Source organism: Microbacterium sp. cf332 (assembly GCF_900102175.1).
Classification (GTDB): Bacteria; Actinomycetota; Actinomycetes; order Actinomycetales; family Microbacteriaceae; genus Microbacterium.
This window is the reverse complement of the sequence record NZ_FNKN01000001.1, coordinates 927,869-947,199: the sequence shown is the minus strand read 5'-3', so window position 1 is coordinate 947,199 and position 19,331 is coordinate 927,869. Positions and strand designations below refer to the sequence as shown.

The following is a 19,331-nucleotide window of genomic DNA, read 5'->3' as shown; positions in this document are numbered from 1 at the left end:
TGAGATCGCACCGACAGAGACGTCGGCTTCGGACAACGACTGTTCAGCTGGAGGAGACCATGGCTCTCACATCATCTTTCCGCCTTCCGGGGTACAACGCCCGCAAAGGCAAGCAGGCCTGGGACAAGCACACCTGGCTCTACGTGTCGGTCATCCTGGCGGTCGTGCTCGGTGCGGTCGTCGGCCTCGTCTGGCCGACCTTCGCGGTCGGCCTCGAACCGCTCGGCAAGGGCTTCGTCAACCTCATCAAGATGATGATCGCGCCGATCATCTTCTGCACGATCGTCGTCGGCGTCGGGTCGATCGCGAAGGCCGCCACCGTCGGCCGCATCGGAGGCCTCGCGCTTCTCTACTTCATGGTCATGTCGACCTTCGCGCTCGCGATCGGCCTGATCGTCGGCAACATCATCCACCCGGGTGAAGGCCTGAACATGCAGAGCGCGACCTACGACGCCGGGGCCGCCGCCGAAGCGAAGACGACCACGGAGTTCGTGCTCGGCATCATCCCGACCACCTTCTTCTCGGCGTTCACCGGCGAGAGCGTCCTGCAGGTGCTGTTCATCGCGCTGCTGGTCGGGTTCGCGCTGCAGGGGCTCGGTGAGAAGGGCGCGTCGATCATGAGCGCCGTGAAGAACCTGCAGACGCTCGTCTTCCGCATCCTCGGCATGATCCTCTGGCTCGCCCCGATCGGCGCATTCGGCGCCATCGCGGCCGTCGTCGGCAAGACCGGCGTCGCCGCCATCGTCAGCCTCGGCGTGCTCATGATCGCGTTCTACATCACGTGCATCGTCTTCATCGTCGCGGTGCTGGGCACGCTGCTCTACGCGGTCGCGCGCATCAACATCTTCAGCCTGATCAAGTACCTCGCCCGCGAGTACCTCCTCATCGTCGGCACGTCGTCGAGCGAGTCGGCCCTGCCGCGTCTGATCGCGAAGATGGAGCACGTCGGCGTCTCGAAGCCGGTCGTCGGCATCACCGTCCCGACGGGATACTCGTTCAACCTCGACGGCACGGCGATCTACCTCACGATGGCATCGCTGTTCATCGCGGCGGGCATGGGCGCACCGATGTCGATCCCCGAGCAGATCGGCCTGCTGGTGTTCATGATCATCGCGTCGAAGGGTGCGGCCGGGGTCACGGGCGCGGGTCTCGCGACGCTCGCCGGCGGTCTGCAGGCGTACCGCCCCGACCTCGTCAACGGCGTCGGCGTGATCGTGGGCATCGACCGGTTCATGTCGGAGGGCCGCGCGCTCACCAACTTCACGGGCAACGCTGTGGCCACGATCCTCATCGGCACCTGGACGCGCGAGTTCGACCGCGAGCAGGCTCGTGCCGTGCTCAGCGGCGAGCGTCCGTTCGACGAGTCGATGATCGCCGGTCACGGCAGCGACGGGATGTCGCACGATACCGGTGCCGTCAGCACGCAGGGCCTCGGCGAGGCGGCCCTCGACGAGGCGGCGGCCAAGGAGGAGCGCGCCCGTCTGCGCCGGGAGGCCGCGACGCGCTGACCGGCTGGACCGTTGACGGCCCGATGGCCGCGGCTCCGCAGTGACGGATGCCGCGGCCATCGTCGTGATTAGCCTGGGGGAGTGCCCGACTACGACCCCCGCATCGTCGACCTCTACGACGGGGACAACCCCGACGGTCCCGACCACGACTTCTATCGCGCCCTTGCCGCGCGCCTCGGCGTCACGTCGATCCTCGACGTGGGCTGCGGCACCGGGATGCTGACCGTGTCGCTCGTTCAGCCGGGTCGGCACGTCGTCGGGGTCGACCCGTCGCCGGCGATGCTCTCCTTCGCCCGGCGCCGTCGCGGGGCCGGGGATGTCGTGTGGGTCGACGGCGACAGCTCCGCAGCCCCGGCGGGACCTTTCGATCTCGTGCTCATGACGGGCAACGTCGCCCAGCACATCCCCGACGTCGCGTGGTCGCGGACCCTCGCCGACATCCGCGAACGGATGCCGGCGGGCGCACTGCTCTCGTTCGAGACCCGCAACCCCGCCGCGCGCGCGTGGGAGGCCTGGGACGACGCCGGTACGACGACGCGCGACACCCCGCACGGCCCGCTCGAAGAGTGGATGTCGGCGACGACCCGTGACGACCGCGTCGTCGAGCTCGTCTCGCACAACCGCTTCCTCGCCACCGGCGAGGTCGTCAGCGAGGTGCAGCACCTCGTGTTCCGATCCCGGTCCGAGATCGGACGCGACCTCGCCGCGGCGGGCTTGGCCGTGGAGTCCGTGTTCGCGGACTGGATCAGCACACCGTTCGACGCCGGGGCTGCGGCCCCTTCCCCGCTGATGGTCGTCGTCGCCCGCGCCAGATGAGAGTCGCCCCCCCGACGAATGCCGACCCGACGCGAATCGTCTTCTCAGCGCCGTTCTCAGCGCCATTCGCGTCGGGTCGCGCGGTCGGGGGGGGGGCTTCGGATCAGCCGCTCTTGCGGCGGAACTCCCGCTTCGTCATCGCGCCGTGCGAGGCGTGCACCGACGAGTCGCCGTCGAGATGTGCTTCGCCTGTTCGGCTCTGCGCATTCTTCTTCTCGAGAGCCTCGCGGAATTTGCGCTTCACATCGTCGGATGCCGCGCCGGTGGGCTTTTCTGCTTCGCTCATACCGTCACGATACGCAGGTGAGGGGGTCGCTGGTAGGCTGGGCCAGGTTGCCCTCCGGCACCCGCTCAATTCAACACTGAGCTCATGGAGCGGATCCGGCAGGAAGCTGGTCCCCTGTGGTGGGTTCCCATCCCGATCGAATCGCGATCGAGGAGATGGTGATCTTCGACTGGTGACCAGCGCAGGCGGTTCTCGCGGCTCTGACCGCGCGCCCATATCTGCCCCCGCTCCTTTGCACGATCTCGTGCGCGAAACGCGCGTGCGAGTCTAAACAAAGAAGGAGAGACCTCTTGGAAGGTCCAGAAATCACCGCAGCCGAAGCCGTCCTCGACAACGGCCGCTTCGGCACCCGCACCGTCCGGTTCGAGACCGGACGACTGGCACAGCAGGCGCAGGGCGCCGTTGCCGCCTACCTCGACGAGGAGACGATGCTCCTCTCGGCCACCAGCGCCGGCAAGCACCCGCGCGAAGGCTTCGACTTCTTCCCGCTGACCGTCGACGTCGAAGAGCGCTCGTACGCCGCGGGCAAGATCCCCGGCTCGTTCTTCCGGCGCGAGGGACGCCCCTCGACCGAGGCCATCCTCGTCTGCCGTCTCATCGACCGGCCGCTGCGTCCGTCGTTCGTCGACGGTCTGCGCAACGAGGTCCAGATCGTCATCACGGTCCTCTCGATCGCGCCGGGCGAGTACTACGACGCCCTCGCCATCAACGCCGCATCGGCGTCCACGCAGATCTCGGGTCTGCCGTTCTCGGGCCCGATCGCCGGTGTGCGACTCGCCCTGGTCCCCGGTCACGGCGAGCACGCCGATCAGTGGGTCGTCTTCCCGAACCAGAAGACCGTCGAGGAGTCGGTCTTCGACCTGACCGTCGCCGGCCGTGTTCTGCCCGACGGTGAAGTGGCCATCATGATGGTCGAGGCCGAAGCGACCGAGGGCAGCTGGAACCTCATCAAGGGCGGCGCCGTCAAGCCGAGCGAGGAGATCGTCGCTCAGGGCCTCGAGGCGTCCAAGCCGTTCATCAAGCAGCTCGTCGAGGCGCAGGCCTCGATGGCCGCGTCCGCGTCGCGCGAGCCGGGCGTCTACCCCGTCTTCCCGCCCTACGCACCCGAGGTGTACGACTTCGTCGCCGAGCGCGCGTACGGCGAGCTGTCGGGCGTGTACCAGATCGCCGACAAGCAGGAGCGCCAGAGCGCCGACGACGCCATCAAGGATCGCGTGAAGGGCGAGGTCGCCGCGGCCGTCGAGGCCGGCCAGCTGCCCGCCTCGGCACTCGGCGAGTTCTCCGCCGCGTACAAGTCGGTCACGAAGAAGATCGTCCGCGGTCGGATCCTCAGCGAGGGCGTCCGCATCGACGGTCGCGGCCTGGCCGACATCCGTCCGCTCGACGCCGAGGTGCAGGTCATCCCGCGCGTCCACGGTTCGGCGATCTTCCAGCGCGGCGAGACCCAGATCCTGGGTGTCACCACGCTGAACATGCTGAAGATGGAGCAGCAGATCGACTCGCTCTCGCCCACGACGAGCAAGCGGTACCTGCACCACTACAACTTCCCGCCCTACTCGACCGGTGAGACCGGCCGTGTGGGCAGCCCGAAGCGTCGCGAGATCGGGCACGGCTTCCTGGCCGAGCGCGCCCTCGTGCCCGTGCTGCCGAGCCGCGAGGAGTTCCCGTACGCCATCCGTCAGGTCTCCGAGGCCCTCGGATCGAACGGCTCCACGTCGATGGGCTCCGTCTGCGCCTCGACGCTCTCGCTGCTGAACGCGGGTGTGCCCCTGCGCGCCCCCGTCGCCGGCATCGCGATGGGTCTGGTCACCGACCAGGTCGACGGTGAGACCCGCTATGCGGCGCTGACCGACATCCTGGGCGCGGAGGACGCGCTCGGCGACATGGACTTCAAGGTCGCCGGCACGAGCGAGTTCGTCACGGCGATCCAGCTCGACACCAAGCTCGACGGCATCCCGTCGTCGGTGCTGACCGCCGCGCTGACGCAGGCCAAGGAGGCGCGTCTGACGATCCTCGGTGTCCTGAACGCCGCGATCGACAGCCCCGACGAGATGGCGCCGACGGCTCCGCGCGTCATCAGCGTGCAGATCCCGGTCGACAAGATCGGCGAGCTGATCGGCCCCAAGGGCAAGACGATCAACTCCATCCAGGACGAGACCGGCGCGCAGATCTCGATCGAGGACGACGGCACCGTGTACATCGGCGCGGTCGACGGCCCCTCGGCCGAGGCTGCTCGCGCGCAGGTCAACGCGATCGCCAACCCGACCAACCCCGAGGTGGGCGAGCAGTTCCTGGGTACGGTCGTCAAGATCGCGACCTTCGGCGCCTTCATCTCGCTGCTGCCCGGCAAGGACGGTCTGCTGCACGTCAGCGAGGTCCGCAAGCTCGCCGGCGGGAAGCGCGTCGAGAACGTCGAGGACGTCCTGGGCGTCGGCCAGAAGATCCTCGTGCGCATCACGAAGATCGACGACCGCGGCAAGCTCTCGCTCGAGCCCGTCGTCGAAGAGGCGGCCGACCAGCAGGGTTCCGCTGCAGCCAGCGAGGGCCCGGAGGCTCCCGCCGAAGGCTGAGTCGCGTGACCGATCGGATGCCCGTCCCCGCTCCGGGGGCGGGCATCCGTCGTCCGGCGGACCGTGATGAAAGAGTTATGCGGAATTCACGGCCCGTTACCGACAATGCGCGCCCACGGGTGCGGCGTGTCCTACTCTCGAAGTGCGCGCCGAGGAGCCGCGTTCCACGGAGTCCTCGGTGCCGATGCGGAGGTGTGTGATGGCGCGGGAACGGGTGGCCCAGGTCGCGCCCGACGGTGCGCCCGCCGGCACCTCTGCCACCGACATGCCCGACGCCGCGGCTCCGGTCCTGCACCCCTCGAGCCCCATCCCGGTGCACGGGGTGCCTCTCGGGGCCGACATCCGGGTCGCTCTCGGCGAGACCGGTATCCGCGTCTTCCCGCTCGTCCTCGGCGCGGCCGAGTTCGGGTGGACGGTCGATCTCACGGCGAGCCATGCGGTGCTCGACGCGTACGTGCAGCGCGGTGGCAACGCGGTCCACACCTCGGATGGCTACGCCTCGGGCCGCAGCGAGCACATCGTGGGCCGCTGGCTCGCCAGCCGAGGCATCCGCGACGACATCGTGGTCACGGTGAGGATCGGCGGCAACCCCGACAATCCCGGGCTGGGCTCGGTGAACCTGGTGCGTGCGGTCGAGGCCTCGCTCGGCCGTCTCGGCATCGAGCGCATCGACGTCCTCTACCTGGATGCCGCGACGGACGCGACCACCGCTCTCGAAGACACGCTCGCCACGGCCGAGTGGCTTGTGGACAGCGGCAAGGTGCGGGCTCTCGGCGCCGCCGGTTACACCGCGATGCAGCTCGTCGAGGCGCGCATCCTGTCGTCGGCCGGCTACCCCCGTTTCGCCGCGCTCGACGTGCCCTACAACCTGTTGCACCGCTCCGAGTTCGACGGCGACCTGCGTCTCATCGCCGGCGCTCAGGGTCTCGCGGTGACGCCCTCCCGCGCCCTCGAGCACGGCTATCTCACGGGCACGCATCGCGACCGGGCCGGACTGTCGTCATCGGTGCGCGGCTCGCAGCTGGCGGCGTGGATGAACCGCCGGGGATCCCGCACGCTGAAGGCCCTCGATCGGATCTCGCAGGAGCTGTCGGTGCCGACCGCCGCCGTCGCGGTCGCGTGGCTGCTCGCACAGCGTGTCGTCACGGCTCCGATCATCAACGCCGGACGGCCCGCGCACGTCGACCAGCTCGTGCAGGGGGTCGGCGTTCGGCTCGGCCGTTCGCATCTCGCGGAGATCGCCCGCGCCGTCGAATAGGGCGGCTTCCGGAACGCTCCGAGCGTGTGTCGGAGGGGTGACGTAGTGTGGATCACGCCCTGTTCATCGTTTCGAATCGAGCTTCTGTGACGCAGTATCTCTACCTCGTGCGCCACGGAGAGCATCAGGACGCCGAGCACGGACTCGAAGACGGCCCGCTCTCCCCGCGCGGTCGCCGCCAGGCCGAACTCTTGGCCGATCGCATCTCCGGCGTCCCTCTCGACGCCGTGTGGCATTCGCCCCTCGAGCGCGCACAGGAGACCGCGCGCGCCGTCGCGAAGCGTCTGCCCTCGCTCGCGCCGCGCGCCTCGTCGCTGCTCTTCGACTGCGTCCCCACGGGCATGACTCCCGAGACCCCGGCGGTCTACGAGCCGTTCTTCGGGTCCTACACCGAGGCCGAGACCGAGGCGGGTGCCGCGCAGATGGCGGACGCCGTCGGCGAGTTCCTCGCCCGCAAGCCCGACACCCACGAGCTGCTCATAACGCACAACTTCGTGATCGCCTGGTTCGTCCGCGAGGTGCTCCAGGCCCCCGACTGGCGCTGGTTGACGATCAACCAGGCCCATTGCGGGCTGACCGTGCTCGCACAGCGTCCCGGCCGTCCGTGGACGATGGTGTCGCACAACGACCTCTCGCACCTGCCGGTCGAGCTGCGGACCGGCCTTCCCGACATCCTCCCCGTCTGACCCGCGGCGCCCGCGCCGATTGGACGCGGCGCGCGCGGAGCCGGAGAATCGACCGGTGCTCGATGGTCCTCTGCTCGCCGAATGGCTGCCGGTCTCGATCTCCGCACTGATCTTCCTCATCGTCGCCGCCGGCGTCGCGGGATGGGTCGATGCCGTCGTCGGCGGGGGAGGGCTCATCCAGCTGCCGGCGCTCGTCATCGGCGTGCCGAAGGATGTCGCGACGCCCTTCATCCTCGGCACGAACAAACTGTCGTCCTTCGCCGGCACCCTCTCGGCGAGCTGGGTGTACCTCCGTCGCATCCGCGTGCAGCTCGTGCTGCTCGTCCCGCTCGTCGGAGGAGCCTTCGCAGGTTCCGCGGTGGGCGCGGCGCTCTCGCGCTACGTCCCGCGCGAGCTGCTGACGCCCATCGTGCTCGTCGCCGTCGTGGCGGTGGCCGTGTACACGCTGCTGAAGCCGAAGATGGGCCTCCACCATGAGCCGCGGCACGAGTCGCGCGCCGCCGTCATCTGGCGTTCGGCGGTGATCGGCGTCGGCGTCGGCTTCTACGACGGCATCCTCGGGCCCGGCACCGGGTCGTTTTTCGTGATCCTGCTGGTCGCCGTGCTCGGCTACGGCTTCCTGCAGGCGAGCGTCAACGCGAAGATCGCCAACCTGACGACGAATCTCGCCGCTCTGCTCGTGTACGGCGTCCACGGCGAGATCCTGCTGCTGCTCGGCGTCGTGATGGCGGTGGCCAACATGACCGGCGGATTCATCGGCGCACGGATGGCGACGAAGAACGGCAGCGGCTTCGTCCGGATCGTCTTCCTGGTGGTGCTCTCGATCCTCGTCGTGAAGCTCGCCTGGGACACCTACGTCCAGTTCGCCGCCGCGTAGGCTGGCTTCATGACCACGCGCGTGGCCCTCGTGGGCGGCACCGGCAAGCTCGGCGGCATCATCAAGGACGTGATCGACGCCTCCGACGGTTTCGAGGTGTCGACGCTCCTCACCAGCCGCAGCAGCCTCGACGAGCTCGACGGTGCCGACCTGGTCGTCGACGCGTCGACACCCGCGGTCTCGACCGACGTCGTGCGCGCGGCCGTCGAGCGCGGCATCAACGTGCTCGTCGGCACCTCGGGCTGGTCGCAGGAGCGCATCGCGCAGATCCGACAGTCGGTGGATGCCGCCGGCGTCGGCGTCGTCATCATCCCCAACTTCTCGCTCGGCTCCGTCGTCGGCACCGCCCTCGCCGCGGCCGCCGCGTCGCTGTTCCCCTCGATCGAGATCGTCGAGACCCATCGAGAGACGAAGGTCGACTCGCCGAGCGGCACGGCGGTCCGCACCGCGGAGCTCATCGCCGCCGCGCGCGCGGACGTCGGCCCCGTCGAGTCGCCGCACGCCGACCAGCGGGCGCGCGGGCAGAAGGTCGCGAGCGTCCCCATCCACTCGCTGCGCCGCCCCGGGGTGATCGCCCGCCAGGAGACGATCCTCTCGGGCCCGGGCGAGGCGCTGTCGATCGTGCACGACACCGTCGAGCCCGCACGCGCGTACGAACCGGGTATCCGCATCGCGCTGGATGCCGCGCGCACCGCCCGTGGGATCACGGTCGGCCTCGACAGCTTCGTCGACATCGGTATCCGGCCGCGCTCGGCGCGGAGCACCGCCGCCCCCGGTGACGAGGGCGACGTTCCCGGCCAGGTCGCGCGCGTCACCGGAGCATGAGCACCCGCATCCTGGCGTTCGCGATGGCGGCGCTGCTCGCGTTGTACATCGTGTTCGTCGCCCAGCGTGCGGTTCTGCTGATGATGTCGGGGGAGCCCGTCGGGGTGATCATGGGCGTCGCCCTCGTCGTCCTTCCCGTCGTCGCGGCCTGGGCGCTGTGGCGCGAGCTCGCCTTCGGCGCCGGCGCGTCGCGCCTCGGAGCGCGGCTCGAGCGCGACGCCGGGCTTCCCGCCGAGGCGATCGACGTGTCGCCGAGCGGCCGTCCGGACCGCGCGGAGGCGGACGCGCTGTTCCCGCGTTACCGCGAGGCGGTCGAGACGGCACCCGACGACTGGCGTGCCTGGTTCCGCCTCGGGCTGGCTTACGACGGTGCCGGAGACCGCCGGCGGGCGCGCCAGGCGGTGCGCACCGCCATCGCGCTCGAACGCGCTGAGCGGCGCGGCTGACCCGTCAGGCCGCAGCGCCGCTCGACGCCCGTGTCACCGCGGCGGTACGACCGCCCGGATGGCGTCCTCGACGCGCTCGTGCGTGAACGTGAAGCCGGACTTCTCGAGCACGGCTGGCGCCACATCGGTGTCGTTCGTCAGAAGCGCCTCCGTGGCGTCCCGTCCGAGGACCAGTCGGAGGGCGAACTCCGGCGCGCGGACGAGGTAGGGGCGGTTCATGCGCATCGCCAGGGCGAAGCCGAGGTCGTTCGCCGTCGCCCGGGTCGGACCGGTCAGGTTGACGGGACCGGTGACGTCGGCCTCGATGAGGTGCCGGATGGCAGCGACCTCGTCGACCAGCGAGATCCAGGGCCACACCTGGGTGCCGCGACCGATCGGACCCGACAGGCCCGCTCGTGTCAGCAGCATGAGGGGCTTGAGAACCCCCTCGGGGTGCACGATCGGCGCCGTGCGCAGCAGCACCACGCGGGCGTGCTCCCGAGCGCTCAGCGCGGCGGCCTCCCATTCGCCGCAGAGGTCGGCGAGGAAGGTGTCGCCGCGCGGCGCCGTCTCGTTCATGCGGACGCCCGGCCGAGTCGGATAGTAACCCACGGCGGACGACGACAGGAAGACGGGAGCGTCGCGACCGAGCGCACGCACCGCCGTGGCGAGCGTCTCGGTCGGGAGAAGACGCGACCAGACCAGCTCGTGCTTGTAGGACCGTGTCCACGGGAAGCGGCCGATGCTCGCCCCGTTGAGCCCGACGACGGCGCGCGCTCCGGCCAGGACGGTCGGATCGAGCGGACGCTCGCCGGGCCACCACTGCACCTCGTCCGCCGCCGACGGTGCGCGACGCACGAGCCGCACGACCTCGACGCCGTCGGCGCGGAGGTCGTCGACGAGGGCGCGTCCGATGAGGCCGGACGCGCCCGCGACGACGACGCGACTCGTCGAGCCCTGATCAGCCAAGCGTCGCCTCGAGCGTGATCTCGATTCCGGCGAGGGCTGCCGAGACGGGGCATCCGCTCTTGGCCTCCTGTGCCAGCCGATCGAAGTCCTCCGCCGACAGGCCCGGGACGACAGCGTTGACGTTGAGATGCGAACCGGTGATGCCGGTGCCGGGGATGAAGGTGACGGATGCCGTGGTCTCGACCGACTCCGGCGGCGTACCGTTCTCGGCCAGCGCGTGGGAGAGGGCCATCGAGAAGCACGAGGAGTGCGCGGCGGCGATGAGCTCCTCGGGAGTCGTGACGGCGCTCGAGCCCTCGCTGCGAGCCTTCCAGTTGACCTCGAACGGGCCCTGATTCGAGCTCTCGAGGGCGATCTGGCCCGATCCCTCCGTCAGGCTCCCTTTCCAGCTGGTGGTTGCTTCGCTCGTGACGCTCATGACTCTCCTCTTCGGGTCCGGCACGTGGTGTGCCGTGTCGAGACGGCGCGGTATGCGCTCGGGACGAGCCTAGGTCGGCCCGATGCATGCGGGAACGTCTTGACAGGCCCCGCACACGGGCTCCGAGAGGACCTCGGGCGCTGGTCTCAGACGGACGCCGACTGCGACCGCAGCCGCAGGATCTCCAGTTGCACGACATCCCGCCGCGGCGCGCCCCCGAAGCGGGTGCGTACGACGCCGCGCCCGTCGAGCACGAGCGTCGTCGGGGTCTGCGCGATCTGGAACCGTCGCGCGATGTCCGGACGGTCGGTCACATCGATGTCGAGGTGCGCCACGTCGTCGCTGTCACGAGCCATCTCGGCGAGCGTGCGGTGCACGGCGGGGCACCGCTGGCAGGTCTCCGTGCTGAATTGCAGGAGCGTCGCCGTGCGACCCAGCGCGTCGGGGGCGGCGCCGAGCCGCCGAGGATCGACCACGTCGAAGCGGGGGACCGGGTAGGGGCGCGAGGCGCGCCGGCGGAGGACGATGCCGACGGCGCCTGTGACCGCTAACAGTCCGGCCAGGACGACGGCGACCGCCACGAGTTCCACAAGACCCCACGATAGACCCCTCTCGACGGCGGGCAGCACGCGGGCACCGGGGTAATCTGAAGCGGTGAGCGACGCCCAGCAGACCCCGAATCCCGAGATCGAGTTCCGCAGCGACGTGACGGTCGAGCTCGTGCGATCGAGCGCCGCGGACTCCGACGTGCTCTTCGCGGCGCGCGTGTCGACGCAGGGCGAGCAGACCCTCGATGCCGCGGCCGCCGGCACCGAGGCATCGGGCCGCGATCGCGGGCTCATTAACTACCTGATGCGCGACCGCCACGGCTCTCCGTTCGAGCACAACTCGATGACCTTCTACGTGCAGGCGCCGATCTTCGTCTTCCGCGAATTCATGCGCCACCGAATGGCGTCGTACAACGAGGAGTCCGGGCGATACCGCGAGCTGCGCCCCGTCTTCTACGTCCCCGGCCGCGAGCGCAACCTGAATCAGGTCGGCAAGCCGGGCGCCTACGAGTTCCTCCCCGGCACCGATGAGCAGTTCGCCGTCGTCGACCAGAGCACGCGCGCGGCGTCGACCCAGGCGTACGAGGCCTACCGCACGATGCTCGCGGCGGGCGTCGCCCGCGAGGTCGCGCGCATCGTGCTGCCGCTGAACATCTACTCGTCGATGTACGTCACGGTGAACGCCCGTTCGCTCATGAACTTCCTCTCGCTGCGCACGAAGGTTGAGGGGACGCACTTCCCGTCCTTCCCGCAGCGCGAGATCGAGATGTGCGCCGAGAAGATGGAGACCTTCTGGCGCGAGCTCATGCCGCTCACCCACGCGGCGTTCAACGCCAACGGCCGCGTCGCACCCTGACCCCGCGACGAGGCACCGCCGCGCGCCGCGTCAGGCGAAGCGTCCCAGCCTGATCCCGGCGTAGGCGAGCGCGGCGACCGTCTCGCCATCGTCGATCAGACCATCGGCGACGTGACGCAGCGCCTCGGCGAGCGGCATCCAGACCACCCGTTCGATGCCCTCCTCCTGCTGTGACGATGCGGCGTCGTGGGCCGGCGTCAGCTGCCGCGCGAGGAAGACGTGCTCGGGCGCCACGGCGATGCCGTTCAGGGCGTTCATGCGGCCGATGGGCTCCCAGGACGCGGCGATCATCCCGGTCTCCTCGAGCAGCTCGCGCTTCGCGGCGATCAGGGGGTCCTCGCCGTCACTGCCGCCCGCGGGCACCTCGATCGAGAGTCCCGTCGTATAGCGGTCGACCTCGACGAAGCACACCCGGTCGGCGTCGTCCATCGCCACGACGAAGACCGCGGGATGCCGCATCTCCACCACACCGTAGATGCCGTCTCCGGCCGGACCGGTGACCTCGTCCTCACGGACCGAGATCCACCGGTTCTCGTACGCCGTGCGAGTGCTTCGCGTCGTCCAGGCCATCCCGCCACCCTAGAACGCGCTCGCCACCGGACGGGGCCGATACGTCCGCCGGGCGGGAACCGATACCCTGAGAACATGACGCACTCGGGCAATCCCTTCGGACAGGTCCTCGTCGCGCTGGTCACCCCGATGACCGCCGACGGCGAAGTCGACTGGCCCGCTGTCGAGAAGCACATCGACGACGTCATCACCGCGGGCGCCGACGGCATCGTCGTCACCGGCACGACGGGCGAGACGAGCACGCTGACGGACCCCGAGAAGCTCCGCCTCGTCGAGGTCGGCAAGTCGGTCTCGGCCGGTCGCGCGAAGATCATCACCGGCGGCGGCTCGAACGAGACCGCTCACGCCATCGAGCTCTACAAGGCCAGCGAGAAGGCCGGCGCCGACGGCATCATGATCGTCACGCCGTACTACAACAAGCCCACGCAGGCCGGCATCCTGACGCACTTCCGCCTCGTCGCCGACGCGACCGACCTGCCGGTCATCCTTTACGACATCCCGGGGCGCACGGGCGTGCCGATCAAGTACGAGACGATCCTGCGCCTCGCCAAGCACCCGAACATCCTGGCCGTCAAGGATGCCAAGGGCGACTTCAGCGAGGTCAGCCGCGTGCTCAATCAGACCGACCTCATGTACTTCTCGGGCGATGACGCCAACGTGCTGCCCCACCTCTCGATCGGAGCCAGCGGATTGATCGGCGTCACCGCCAACATCACCGCGACGCCCTACCGCACGATGGTCGACGCGGTGAACCGGGGTGATCTCGCGGCCGCCACCGAGGCGCACAAGAGCCTCGAGCCCCTCGTACGCGCCGTCATGACGCACGTGCCGGGCACCGTGAGCGCGAAGTACATCCTGCACGGCCTCGGGCGCATCTCGAGCCCGCGGGTCCGCCTGCCCCTCGTCGGCCCCGAAGAGTGGGAGGCCGCCATCATCGAGGACGAGCTCGCCCTCGTCTCGGGCGTCCCCGGCGCAGATTTCTCCAACTTCCGTCCCGATCGGAACGCCGCCGCCGGCGGTGCGCTGCCCAAGGTGCACGGGACGACCCGCTAGACGAAAACGAACAGGGACGCCGCGCACGCCGGCGTCCCGAGGAAAGCGTGCCAATGCCCACGAACGTCTTCAGCCCGCCCGCTCTCGAGTCCGGAACGCTGCGGGTCTACCCGCTCGGCGGGCTCGGCGAGGTCGGCCGCAACATGACCGTCTTCGAGTACGAGGGCAAGCTCCTCGTCGTCGACTGCGGTGTGCTCTTCCCCGAGGAGCACCAGCCGGGCGTCGACCTCATCCTCCCCGACTTCGAGCCGATCAAGCACCGTCTCAACGACATCGTCGGCGTCGTCCTGACCCATGGTCACGAGGACCACATCGGCGCGGTGCCTTATCTGCTCAAGCTCAAGGGCGACATCCCCCTCATCGGCTCGGGACTCACGCTCGCCCTGATCGAGGCGAAGCTCAAGGAGCACCGCATCCGCCCCTACACCCTCACGGTCACCGAGGGTCAGGAGGAGCAGGTCGGGCCGTTCGACCTCGAGTTCATCGCGGTCAACCACTCGATCCCCGACGCGCTCGCGGTCGCGGTCCGCACCCCCGCGGGGCTCGTCCTCGCCACCGGCGATTTCAAGATGGACCAGCTGCCGCTCGACGGCCGCATCACCGACCTCCGCGCGTTCGCACGCCTGGGCGAAGAGGGAGTCGACCTGTTCCTGGTCGACTCCACCAATGCCGACGTCCCCGGCTTCACGCCGACCGAGCGCGGCATCGGCCCCGTGCTCGACCAGGTGATCAGCAAGTCGCCGCGCCGCGTCATCGTCGCGAGCTTCTCGAGCCACGTGCACCGTGTGCAGCAGGTGGTGGATGCCGCTGCCGCGAACGGTCGCCGCGTCGCCTTCCTCGGTCGCAGCATGGTGCGCAACATGACGATCGCCGAGAACCTCGGCTACCTGAACGTGCCCGACGGCGTCCTCATCGACTACAAGAAGGCGAAGGACCTGCCCGACGACCGCATCGTCTACATGTCCACCGGTTCGCAGGGCGAGCCGATGGCGGTTCTCTCGCGGATGGCGAACCTCGAGCACGCGATCGAGCCGGGGCCGGGCGACACGGTCATCCTCGCCTCGAGCCAGATCCCGGGCAACGAGAACGCGATCTACCGCGTCATCGACGGTCTGACCAAGCTCGGCGCGAACGTCGTGCACAAGGGCAACGCGAAGGTCCACGTGTCGGGCCACGCCGCGGCCGGCGAGTTGCTGTACTGCTACAACATCCTCAAGCCCCGCAACGTCCTGCCGGTGCACGGTGAGTACCGACACCTCATGGCCAACGCGAAGCTCGCGCAGGACACCGGCGTGCCCGCCGACCGCACGATCCTCGCCGAGAACGGTACCGTCGTCGACCTCAAGGACGGCGTCGCCGAGGTCGTCGGGCAGCTCGACATCGGCTTCGTCTACGTGGACGGGTCGACGGTGGGCGAGATCACGGACGCCGACCTGAAGGACCGCCGGATCCTCGGCGAGGAGGGCTTCATCTCGGTCATCGTCGTCGTCGACGGCAAGACCGGACAGGTCGTCAGCGGTCCCGACATCCACGCGCGCGGTGTCGCGGAGGACGACGCGGTCTTCGAGGGCGTCAAGCCGAAGATCGCTGCGGCCCTCGCCGAGGCCGTCCAGTCCGGCACGCGCGACAACCACGCGCTCTCGCAGGTCGTCCGACGCACGATCGGCCGCTGGGTCAATCAGTCGCTGCGTCGACGTCCGATGATCGTTCCGGTCGTCATCGAGGCCTGACCCGCGTCGTTCCGCGGTAATGGGGGAAGCCCCGCGTACCGTGGAGGAATGGCCAGGAGCACGAACGCGCCCTCCGGACGCCGCGCACCGGCGAAGACCGCGACGTCGCGCGCCCGCAAGAGCGAACCGACACCCAAGCGGTACGTCGACGAGAGCGAGCGGCCCCCGGTCGTCGCGCGCGCATGGATGGGCCTCGCCCACGCCACGGGCGGGATGTTCCGGGCGTTCGGACCCGAGACGCTCGAGAAGGACCAGCGCCGCGACGGCCTGCCGTTCCTGCTCGTGCTGCTCGCGATCGCCGGCGCGGCCGTCGAGTGGTTCCTCATCGGCACCGAGGCCGGCACGCTGGTCAGCGCCTACACGGTGGGCTTCCTCATCGGGCGCGAGGCGTTCATCATGCCCGTGCTGCTGCTCTTCCTCGCGGGGTGGCTCTTCCGGCATCCCGCCTCGGTCAACGACAACGGTCGGATCGGCATCGGGTTCGGCCTGTTCATCCTCTCCGTGGCCGGGTTCTGCCACGTCTTCGGGGCCCGGCCCGAGCCCAAGGCCGGCGCCCTCGAGCTGAGCGCCTCGGGCGGACTGTTCGGCTGGGCCGTCGGCGAGCCGCTGACCGTGCTCACCGTGTACGGGGCGGCGGCCGTGCTGGGTCTCGTCTCGGTCCTCAGCGTGCTGATCCTCACCAAGACCCCGCCGAACCGCATCGGCAGCAGGCTCGGCGATCTCTACGCCTGGATGTTCGGCGCGGAGCGTCCCGTCGCCGATCCCGACGGCGAGGCCCCCACGGTGGCGTTCTCGCCCAAGAAGGGCAGGAAGTCGGCCCCGGCCGATGACGACGACGCGGATGACGACGACGATGCACTGCCCTGGTGGCGGCGCAACAAGAGCGGCCGCGAGGAGGACCCCGACGAGGGGAGTGCCTCGCAGGACCTCACCGAACTCCTCGGCCCGTCGGTCGACGGCGGTTTCGAGCAGGCCGTGGCTCCGCCGCCCCCGCTCCCCGAAGCGAAGACCGAGGTCATCGATCCGTCCGTCATCGAGCGCGCGGCGACGGCGGCGCGGTCCAGTCGCCCGGCCGACACGGCCGTCCGCGACGACCACGACACCGGCGAGATCGAGGAGCTTCCCGGTCTGACGGGGCTCGGCGGCGACTTCCACGGCCAGCCGCCCGCGACGCCCTACCGGCTGCCCGCTGTGGCGGCACTCGGCGCGGGCACACCCGCGAAGACGCGTTCCGAGGCCAACGACGCGATCGTGCGCGCGATCACCGGCGTCTTCGAGCAGTTCTCGATCGACGCGAAGGTGACGGGCTTCTCGCGCGGCCCGACGGTCACGCAGTACGAGATCGAGGTCGGCCCCGGTACCAAGGTCGAGAAGATCACCGCCCTGACGAACAACATCGCCTACGCGGTGGCGTCGAACGAGGTCCGTATCCTCGCGCCGATCCCGGGCAAGAGCGCCATCGGCGTCGAGATCCCGAACACCGACCGCGAGATCGTCACCCTCGGTGACGTCCTGCGCTCGAACGCCGCGACCACGTCGACGCATCCGATGACCATCGGCGTCGGCAAGGACGTCGGCGGCGGCTTCGTCGTGGCGAACCTCGCGAAGATGCCTCACCTCCTGGTGGCCGGCTCTACCGGCTCGGGCAAGTCGAGCTTCGTGAACTCGATGATCACGAGCCTGCTGATGCGGGCGAAGCCGACCGATGTCCGCATGGTGCTGATCGACCCGAAGCGCGTCGAGCTGACGAGCTATGCCGGCGTTCCGCACCTCATCACCCCCATCATCACGAACCCGAAGAAGGCAGCGGAGGCGCTGCAGTGGGTCGTGAAAGAGATGGACATGCGCTACGACGACCTCGCGTCGTTCGGCTTCCGTCACATCGACGACTTCAACAAGGCCGTCGTCGCGGGCGAGATCCAGCTTCCGGCCGGCAGTGAGCGCGTGCTCAAGCCGTACCCGTACCTGTTGGTCGTCGTCGACGAGCTCGCCGACCTGATGATGGTCGCGCCGCGCGACGTCGAGGACTCGATCGTCCGCATCACCCAGCTCGCCCGCGCGAGCGGCATCCACCTCGTGCTCGCGACCCAGCGCCCGTCGGTCGATGTCGTGACGGGCCTCATCAAGGCAAACGTCCCGTCGCGCCTCGCCTTCGCCGTCACGAGCGTCACGGACTCCCGCGTCATCCTCGACCAGCCGGGCGCCGACCGACTGATCGGCCAGGGCGACGCGCTGTTCCTGCCGATGGGGACGTCGAAGGCCATCCGCGTGCAGGGAGCGTGGGTCGCCGAATCCGAGATCGAGAAGGTCGTCTCGCACGTCAAGGGTCAGGCGCAGCCGGAGTATCGCTCCGACGTGGCCGCGGTCGCGGAGAAGAAGGAGATCGACGCCGACATCGGCGACGACCTCGAGCTTCTGCTCGCCGCTGCCGAACAGATCGTCTCGACGCAGTTCGGCTCGACGTCCATGCTGCAGCGCAAGCTGCGCGTCGGCTTCGCCAAAGCCGGCCGTCTCATGGACCTGCTCGAATCGCGCGAGATCGTCGGCCCCTCCGAGGGCTCGAAGGCTCGAGACGTGCTCGTGACGCCCGAGCAGCTGCCCGCGGTGCTCGCACGACTGCGCGGCGAGGAGCCGCCCGCTTCGGCGGCACCCGCTCGTCCGGGCTCGGACGATCCCGTCGAGGCGCAGTTCGACGGTCTCGAGGTCGTCGACGGCGACGACGGCTCCGAGGATGCCTGGGGCCTCACCGGTCGCGACTGACGGCTAGGCTCGCTCCGTGTCGATCCCCAGGCAACTGCCGAACACCATCACGATCGTTCGCATCCTCTGCGCACCGGTCTTCCTCTGGCTGCTGCTCGTCGACGGAGGCGCCGACGGGGCACTGCGCTGGTGGGCGGCGGTGCTGTTCATCGTCGCGATCGCGACGGACGGCATCGACGGGTACCTCGCCCGGCGCTACCGGATCGTCACCGACCTGGGGAAGCTGCTCGACCCGATCGCCGACAAGGTACTGACGGGCCTCGCTTTCATCGGGCTGTCGCTGCTGGGTGAGCTGCCGTGGGCGGTGACGGTGGTCGTGCTGGTGCGCGAGCTCGGCATCACGGTGCATCGGCTCATCGTCGCGGGCGACCACGTGGTCGCCGCCGCGTGGATGGGCAAGCTGAAGACCGTCGCGCAGGCGGTTGCGCTCGCGCTCGCGCTGCTGCCGCTCTGGACGCTCGTCGGGGAGTGGATCCACGTGGTGAACGGCATCGCCATGTGGATCGCGGTCCTGCTGACCGTCGCCAGCGGCATCGACTACATCATCACGGCCGTGCGCGGCGCGCGTCGCGCACGCGAGGCGTCATGACCGCTCGCGAACACGTCCACGACCTGCCGGACGAGGTCGAGTCGACCCTCGTCTCCGCGGGCCGGCGCACCGATGCCGAGCGCCTGATCGAACGACTCGGCGAGCTCGGCTGGACCCTCGCGGTCGCGGAATCGCTCACGGGCGGGCTCGTGGTGTCCGAGCTCGTCGGCGTCTCCGGGGCGTCCGCCGTGCTGCGCGGCGGGGTCGTGGCCTACGCGACCGAGCTGAAGCAGCGTCTGCTGCACGTCGACGGAGCGCTCCTGGAGGCTCACGGTGCGGTGCATCCTCGGGTGGCACGTCAGATGGCGGAGGGGGCGCGTCTCGCGCTCGGCCCCGGCGGCGAGGCGGCGGATGTCGGCATCGCGACGACCGGTATCGCCGGGCCGGGCTCGCCCGATGGGCAGCCCGTCGGCACGGTTCACATAGCCGTCGCGACGGCTCTGGGCGTCCGCACCGAGAGCCTGCACCTCGACGGCGACCGGTGGCAGATCCGGGCCGAGGCGACGGCTCGTGCGATCCGTCTGGCACTCGACGCTCTCTGAGGAATAGGCCGGCCGTGCTCACGGTTCTTGTCATCGTGCGCGACG

General features: G+C 69.6%; 19 protein-coding genes. 14 read left to right on the top strand and 5 right to left on the bottom strand.

Going from position 1 to position 19,331, the window contains the following annotated elements; translation table 11 throughout:
* Window positions 1–59 precede the first annotated feature (59 nt).
* Together BLT21_RS04515 and BLT21_RS04510 are read left to right on the top strand one after the other, a co-directional pair.
* The gene (locus BLT21_RS04515) at window positions 60–1,508 is read left to right on the top strand and encodes a cation:dicarboxylate symporter family transporter (RefSeq protein WP_091499742.1); all 1,449 of its coding nucleotides are present in this window, start codon (window positions 60–62) and stop codon (window positions 1,506–1,508) included.
* An 81-nt stretch (window positions 1,509–1,589) separates the two neighbouring features.
* A complete protein-coding gene (locus BLT21_RS04510; RefSeq protein WP_091499739.1) occupies window positions 1,590–2,324 on the top strand; it encodes a class I SAM-dependent methyltransferase in 735 nt (244 codons plus the stop codon).
* Window positions 2,325–2,427: 103 nt separating this feature from the next.
* Here BLT21_RS04510 and BLT21_RS04505 read toward each other — a convergent pair whose 3' ends face one another.
* Window positions 2,428–2,610, bottom strand: coding sequence for a DUF5302 domain-containing protein (locus tag BLT21_RS04505; protein ID WP_091499737.1), 183 nt, complete (start codon window positions 2,608–2,610; stop codon window positions 2,428–2,430).
* A 290-nt stretch (window positions 2,611–2,900) separates the two neighbouring features.
* Here BLT21_RS04505 and BLT21_RS04500 point away from each other — a divergent pair, with 290 nt between their 5' ends.
* The 6 genes from BLT21_RS04500 (at window position 2,901) to BLT21_RS04475 (ending at window position 9,272) form a co-directional block, all read left to right on the top strand.
* On the top strand, window positions 2,901–5,180 hold the full coding sequence (locus tag BLT21_RS04500; protein WP_091499734.1) for a polyribonucleotide nucleotidyltransferase: 2,280 nt from the start codon (window positions 2,901–2,903) through the stop codon (window positions 5,178–5,180).
* Window positions 5,181–5,445: 265 nt separating this feature from the next.
* On the top strand, window positions 5,446–6,438 hold the full coding sequence (locus BLT21_RS04495) for an aldo/keto reductase (protein WP_091500684.1): 993 nt from the start codon (window positions 5,446–5,448) through the stop codon (window positions 6,436–6,438).
* An 86-nt stretch (window positions 6,439–6,524) separates the two neighbouring features.
* Window positions 6,525–7,124, top strand: a complete 600-nt coding sequence (locus BLT21_RS04490) for a histidine phosphatase family protein (protein WP_091499732.1) — start codon at window positions 6,525–6,527, stop codon at window positions 7,122–7,124.
* A 55-nt stretch (window positions 7,125–7,179) separates the two neighbouring features.
* Entirely contained in the window at window positions 7,180–8,001 is an 822-nt protein-coding gene (locus BLT21_RS04485; protein WP_091499729.1) for a TSUP family transporter, read from the top strand.
* 9 nt (window positions 8,002–8,010) lie between these two features.
* On the top strand, window positions 8,011–8,826 hold the full coding sequence (gene dapB / locus BLT21_RS04480) for a 4-hydroxy-tetrahydrodipicolinate reductase (protein WP_091499727.1): 816 nt from the start codon (window positions 8,011–8,013) through the stop codon (window positions 8,824–8,826).
* Window positions 8,823–9,272, top strand: coding sequence for a tetratricopeptide repeat protein (locus BLT21_RS04475; RefSeq protein WP_091499724.1), 450 nt, complete (start codon window positions 8,823–8,825; stop codon window positions 9,270–9,272). The genes dapB and BLT21_RS04475 overlap by 4 nt, the downstream gene beginning before the upstream one ends.
* A gap of 33 nt (window positions 9,273–9,305) precedes the next feature.
* Here the strand turns inward: BLT21_RS04475 and BLT21_RS04470 are convergent, their stop codons facing one another.
* The 3 genes from BLT21_RS04470 to BLT21_RS04460 all read right to left on the bottom strand — a co-directional run bounded on the left by BLT21_RS04470 (window position 9,306) and on the right by BLT21_RS04460 (window position 11,228).
* Window positions 9,306–10,220, bottom strand: coding sequence for a TIGR01777 family oxidoreductase (locus BLT21_RS04470; protein ID WP_091499721.1), 915 nt, complete (start codon window positions 10,218–10,220; stop codon window positions 9,306–9,308).
* The gene (locus tag BLT21_RS04465; RefSeq protein ID WP_023951786.1) at window positions 10,213–10,638 is read right to left on the bottom strand and encodes an OsmC family peroxiredoxin; all 426 of its coding nucleotides are present in this window, start codon (window positions 10,636–10,638) and stop codon (window positions 10,213–10,215) included. The genes BLT21_RS04470 and BLT21_RS04465 overlap by 8 nt, the downstream gene beginning before the upstream one ends.
* A gap of 146 nt (window positions 10,639–10,784) precedes the next feature.
* A complete protein-coding gene (locus BLT21_RS04460; RefSeq protein WP_091499718.1) occupies window positions 10,785–11,228 on the bottom strand; it encodes a TlpA family protein disulfide reductase in 444 nt (147 codons plus the stop codon).
* 64 nt (window positions 11,229–11,292) lie between these two features.
* Here BLT21_RS04460 and thyX point away from each other — a divergent pair, with 64 nt between their 5' ends.
* Window positions 11,293–12,042 carry an FAD-dependent thymidylate synthase gene (thyX, locus tag BLT21_RS04455; RefSeq protein WP_091499716.1) on the top strand — a complete coding sequence of 250 codons (750 nt, stop codon included), beginning with the start codon at window positions 11,293–11,295 and terminating at the stop codon, window positions 12,040–12,042.
* Window positions 12,043–12,072: 30 nt separating this feature from the next.
* Here thyX and BLT21_RS04450 read toward each other — a convergent pair whose 3' ends face one another.
* A complete protein-coding gene (locus BLT21_RS04450) occupies window positions 12,073–12,612 on the bottom strand; it encodes an NUDIX domain-containing protein (RefSeq protein WP_091499714.1) in 540 nt (179 codons plus the stop codon).
* A gap of 75 nt (window positions 12,613–12,687) precedes the next feature.
* Between BLT21_RS04450 and dapA the strand changes: the two genes are divergently transcribed.
* From dapA to BLT21_RS04425, 5 genes are read left to right on the top strand one after another with little or no spacing between them, the layout of a single operon-like run.
* Window positions 12,688–13,665, top strand: coding sequence for a 4-hydroxy-tetrahydrodipicolinate synthase (gene dapA / locus BLT21_RS04445; protein ID WP_091499711.1), 978 nt, complete (start codon window positions 12,688–12,690; stop codon window positions 13,663–13,665).
* A gap of 53 nt (window positions 13,666–13,718) precedes the next feature.
* Complete coding sequence (locus BLT21_RS04440; protein ID WP_091499709.1) at window positions 13,719–15,395, top strand: ribonuclease J; 1,677 nt, start codon at window positions 13,719–13,721, stop codon at window positions 15,393–15,395.
* A gap of 48 nt (window positions 15,396–15,443) precedes the next feature.
* Entirely contained in the window at window positions 15,444–18,155 is a 2,712-nt protein-coding gene (locus BLT21_RS04435) for an FtsK/SpoIIIE family DNA translocase (protein WP_091499706.1), read from the top strand.
* 16 nt (window positions 18,156–18,171) lie between these two features.
* Window positions 18,172–18,744, top strand: coding sequence for a CDP-diacylglycerol--glycerol-3-phosphate 3-phosphatidyltransferase (gene pgsA, locus BLT21_RS04430; protein WP_091499704.1), 573 nt, complete (start codon window positions 18,172–18,174; stop codon window positions 18,742–18,744).
* Window positions 18,741–19,286, top strand: coding sequence for a CinA family protein (locus BLT21_RS04425; protein ID WP_091499701.1), 546 nt, complete (start codon window positions 18,741–18,743; stop codon window positions 19,284–19,286). Before pgsA ends, BLT21_RS04425 begins: the two co-directional genes overlap by 4 nt.
* The last annotated feature ends 45 nt before the right edge of the window (window positions 19,287–19,331 follow it).

What these genes read in the sequence shown, in the direction of transcription:
- BLT21_RS04515 (WP_091499742.1), top strand. Translation starts at nt 60, where the DNA reads ATGGCTCTCACATCATCTTTCCGCCTTCCGGGGTACAACGCCCGCAAA.
- BLT21_RS04505 (WP_091499737.1), bottom strand. Translation starts at nt 2,610, where the DNA reads ATGAGCGAAGCAGAAAAGCCCACCGGCGCGGCATCCGACGATGTGAAG.
- BLT21_RS04495 (WP_091500684.1), top strand. Translation starts at nt 5,446, where the DNA reads ATGCCCGACGCCGCGGCTCCGGTCCTGCACCCCTCGAGCCCCATCCCG.
- dapB (WP_091499727.1), top strand. Translation starts at nt 8,011, where the DNA reads ATGACCACGCGCGTGGCCCTCGTGGGCGGCACCGGCAAGCTCGGCGGC.
- BLT21_RS04475 (WP_091499724.1), top strand. Translation starts at nt 8,823, where the DNA reads ATGAGCACCCGCATCCTGGCGTTCGCGATGGCGGCGCTGCTCGCGTTG.
- BLT21_RS04465 (WP_023951786.1), bottom strand. Translation starts at nt 10,638, where the DNA reads ATGAGCGTCACGAGCGAAGCAACCACCAGCTGGAAAGGGAGCCTGACG.
- BLT21_RS04450 (WP_091499714.1), bottom strand. Translation starts at nt 12,612, where the DNA reads ATGGCCTGGACGACGCGAAGCACTCGCACGGCGTACGAGAACCGGTGG.
- dapA (WP_091499711.1), top strand. Translation starts at nt 12,688, where the DNA reads ATGACGCACTCGGGCAATCCCTTCGGACAGGTCCTCGTCGCGCTGGTC.
- BLT21_RS04440 (WP_091499709.1), top strand. Translation starts at nt 13,719, where the DNA reads ATGCCCACGAACGTCTTCAGCCCGCCCGCTCTCGAGTCCGGAACGCTG.
- BLT21_RS04435 (WP_091499706.1), top strand. Translation starts at nt 15,444, where the DNA reads ATGGCCAGGAGCACGAACGCGCCCTCCGGACGCCGCGCACCGGCGAAG.
- BLT21_RS04425 (WP_091499701.1), top strand. Translation starts at nt 18,741, where the DNA reads ATGACCGCTCGCGAACACGTCCACGACCTGCCGGACGAGGTCGAGTCG.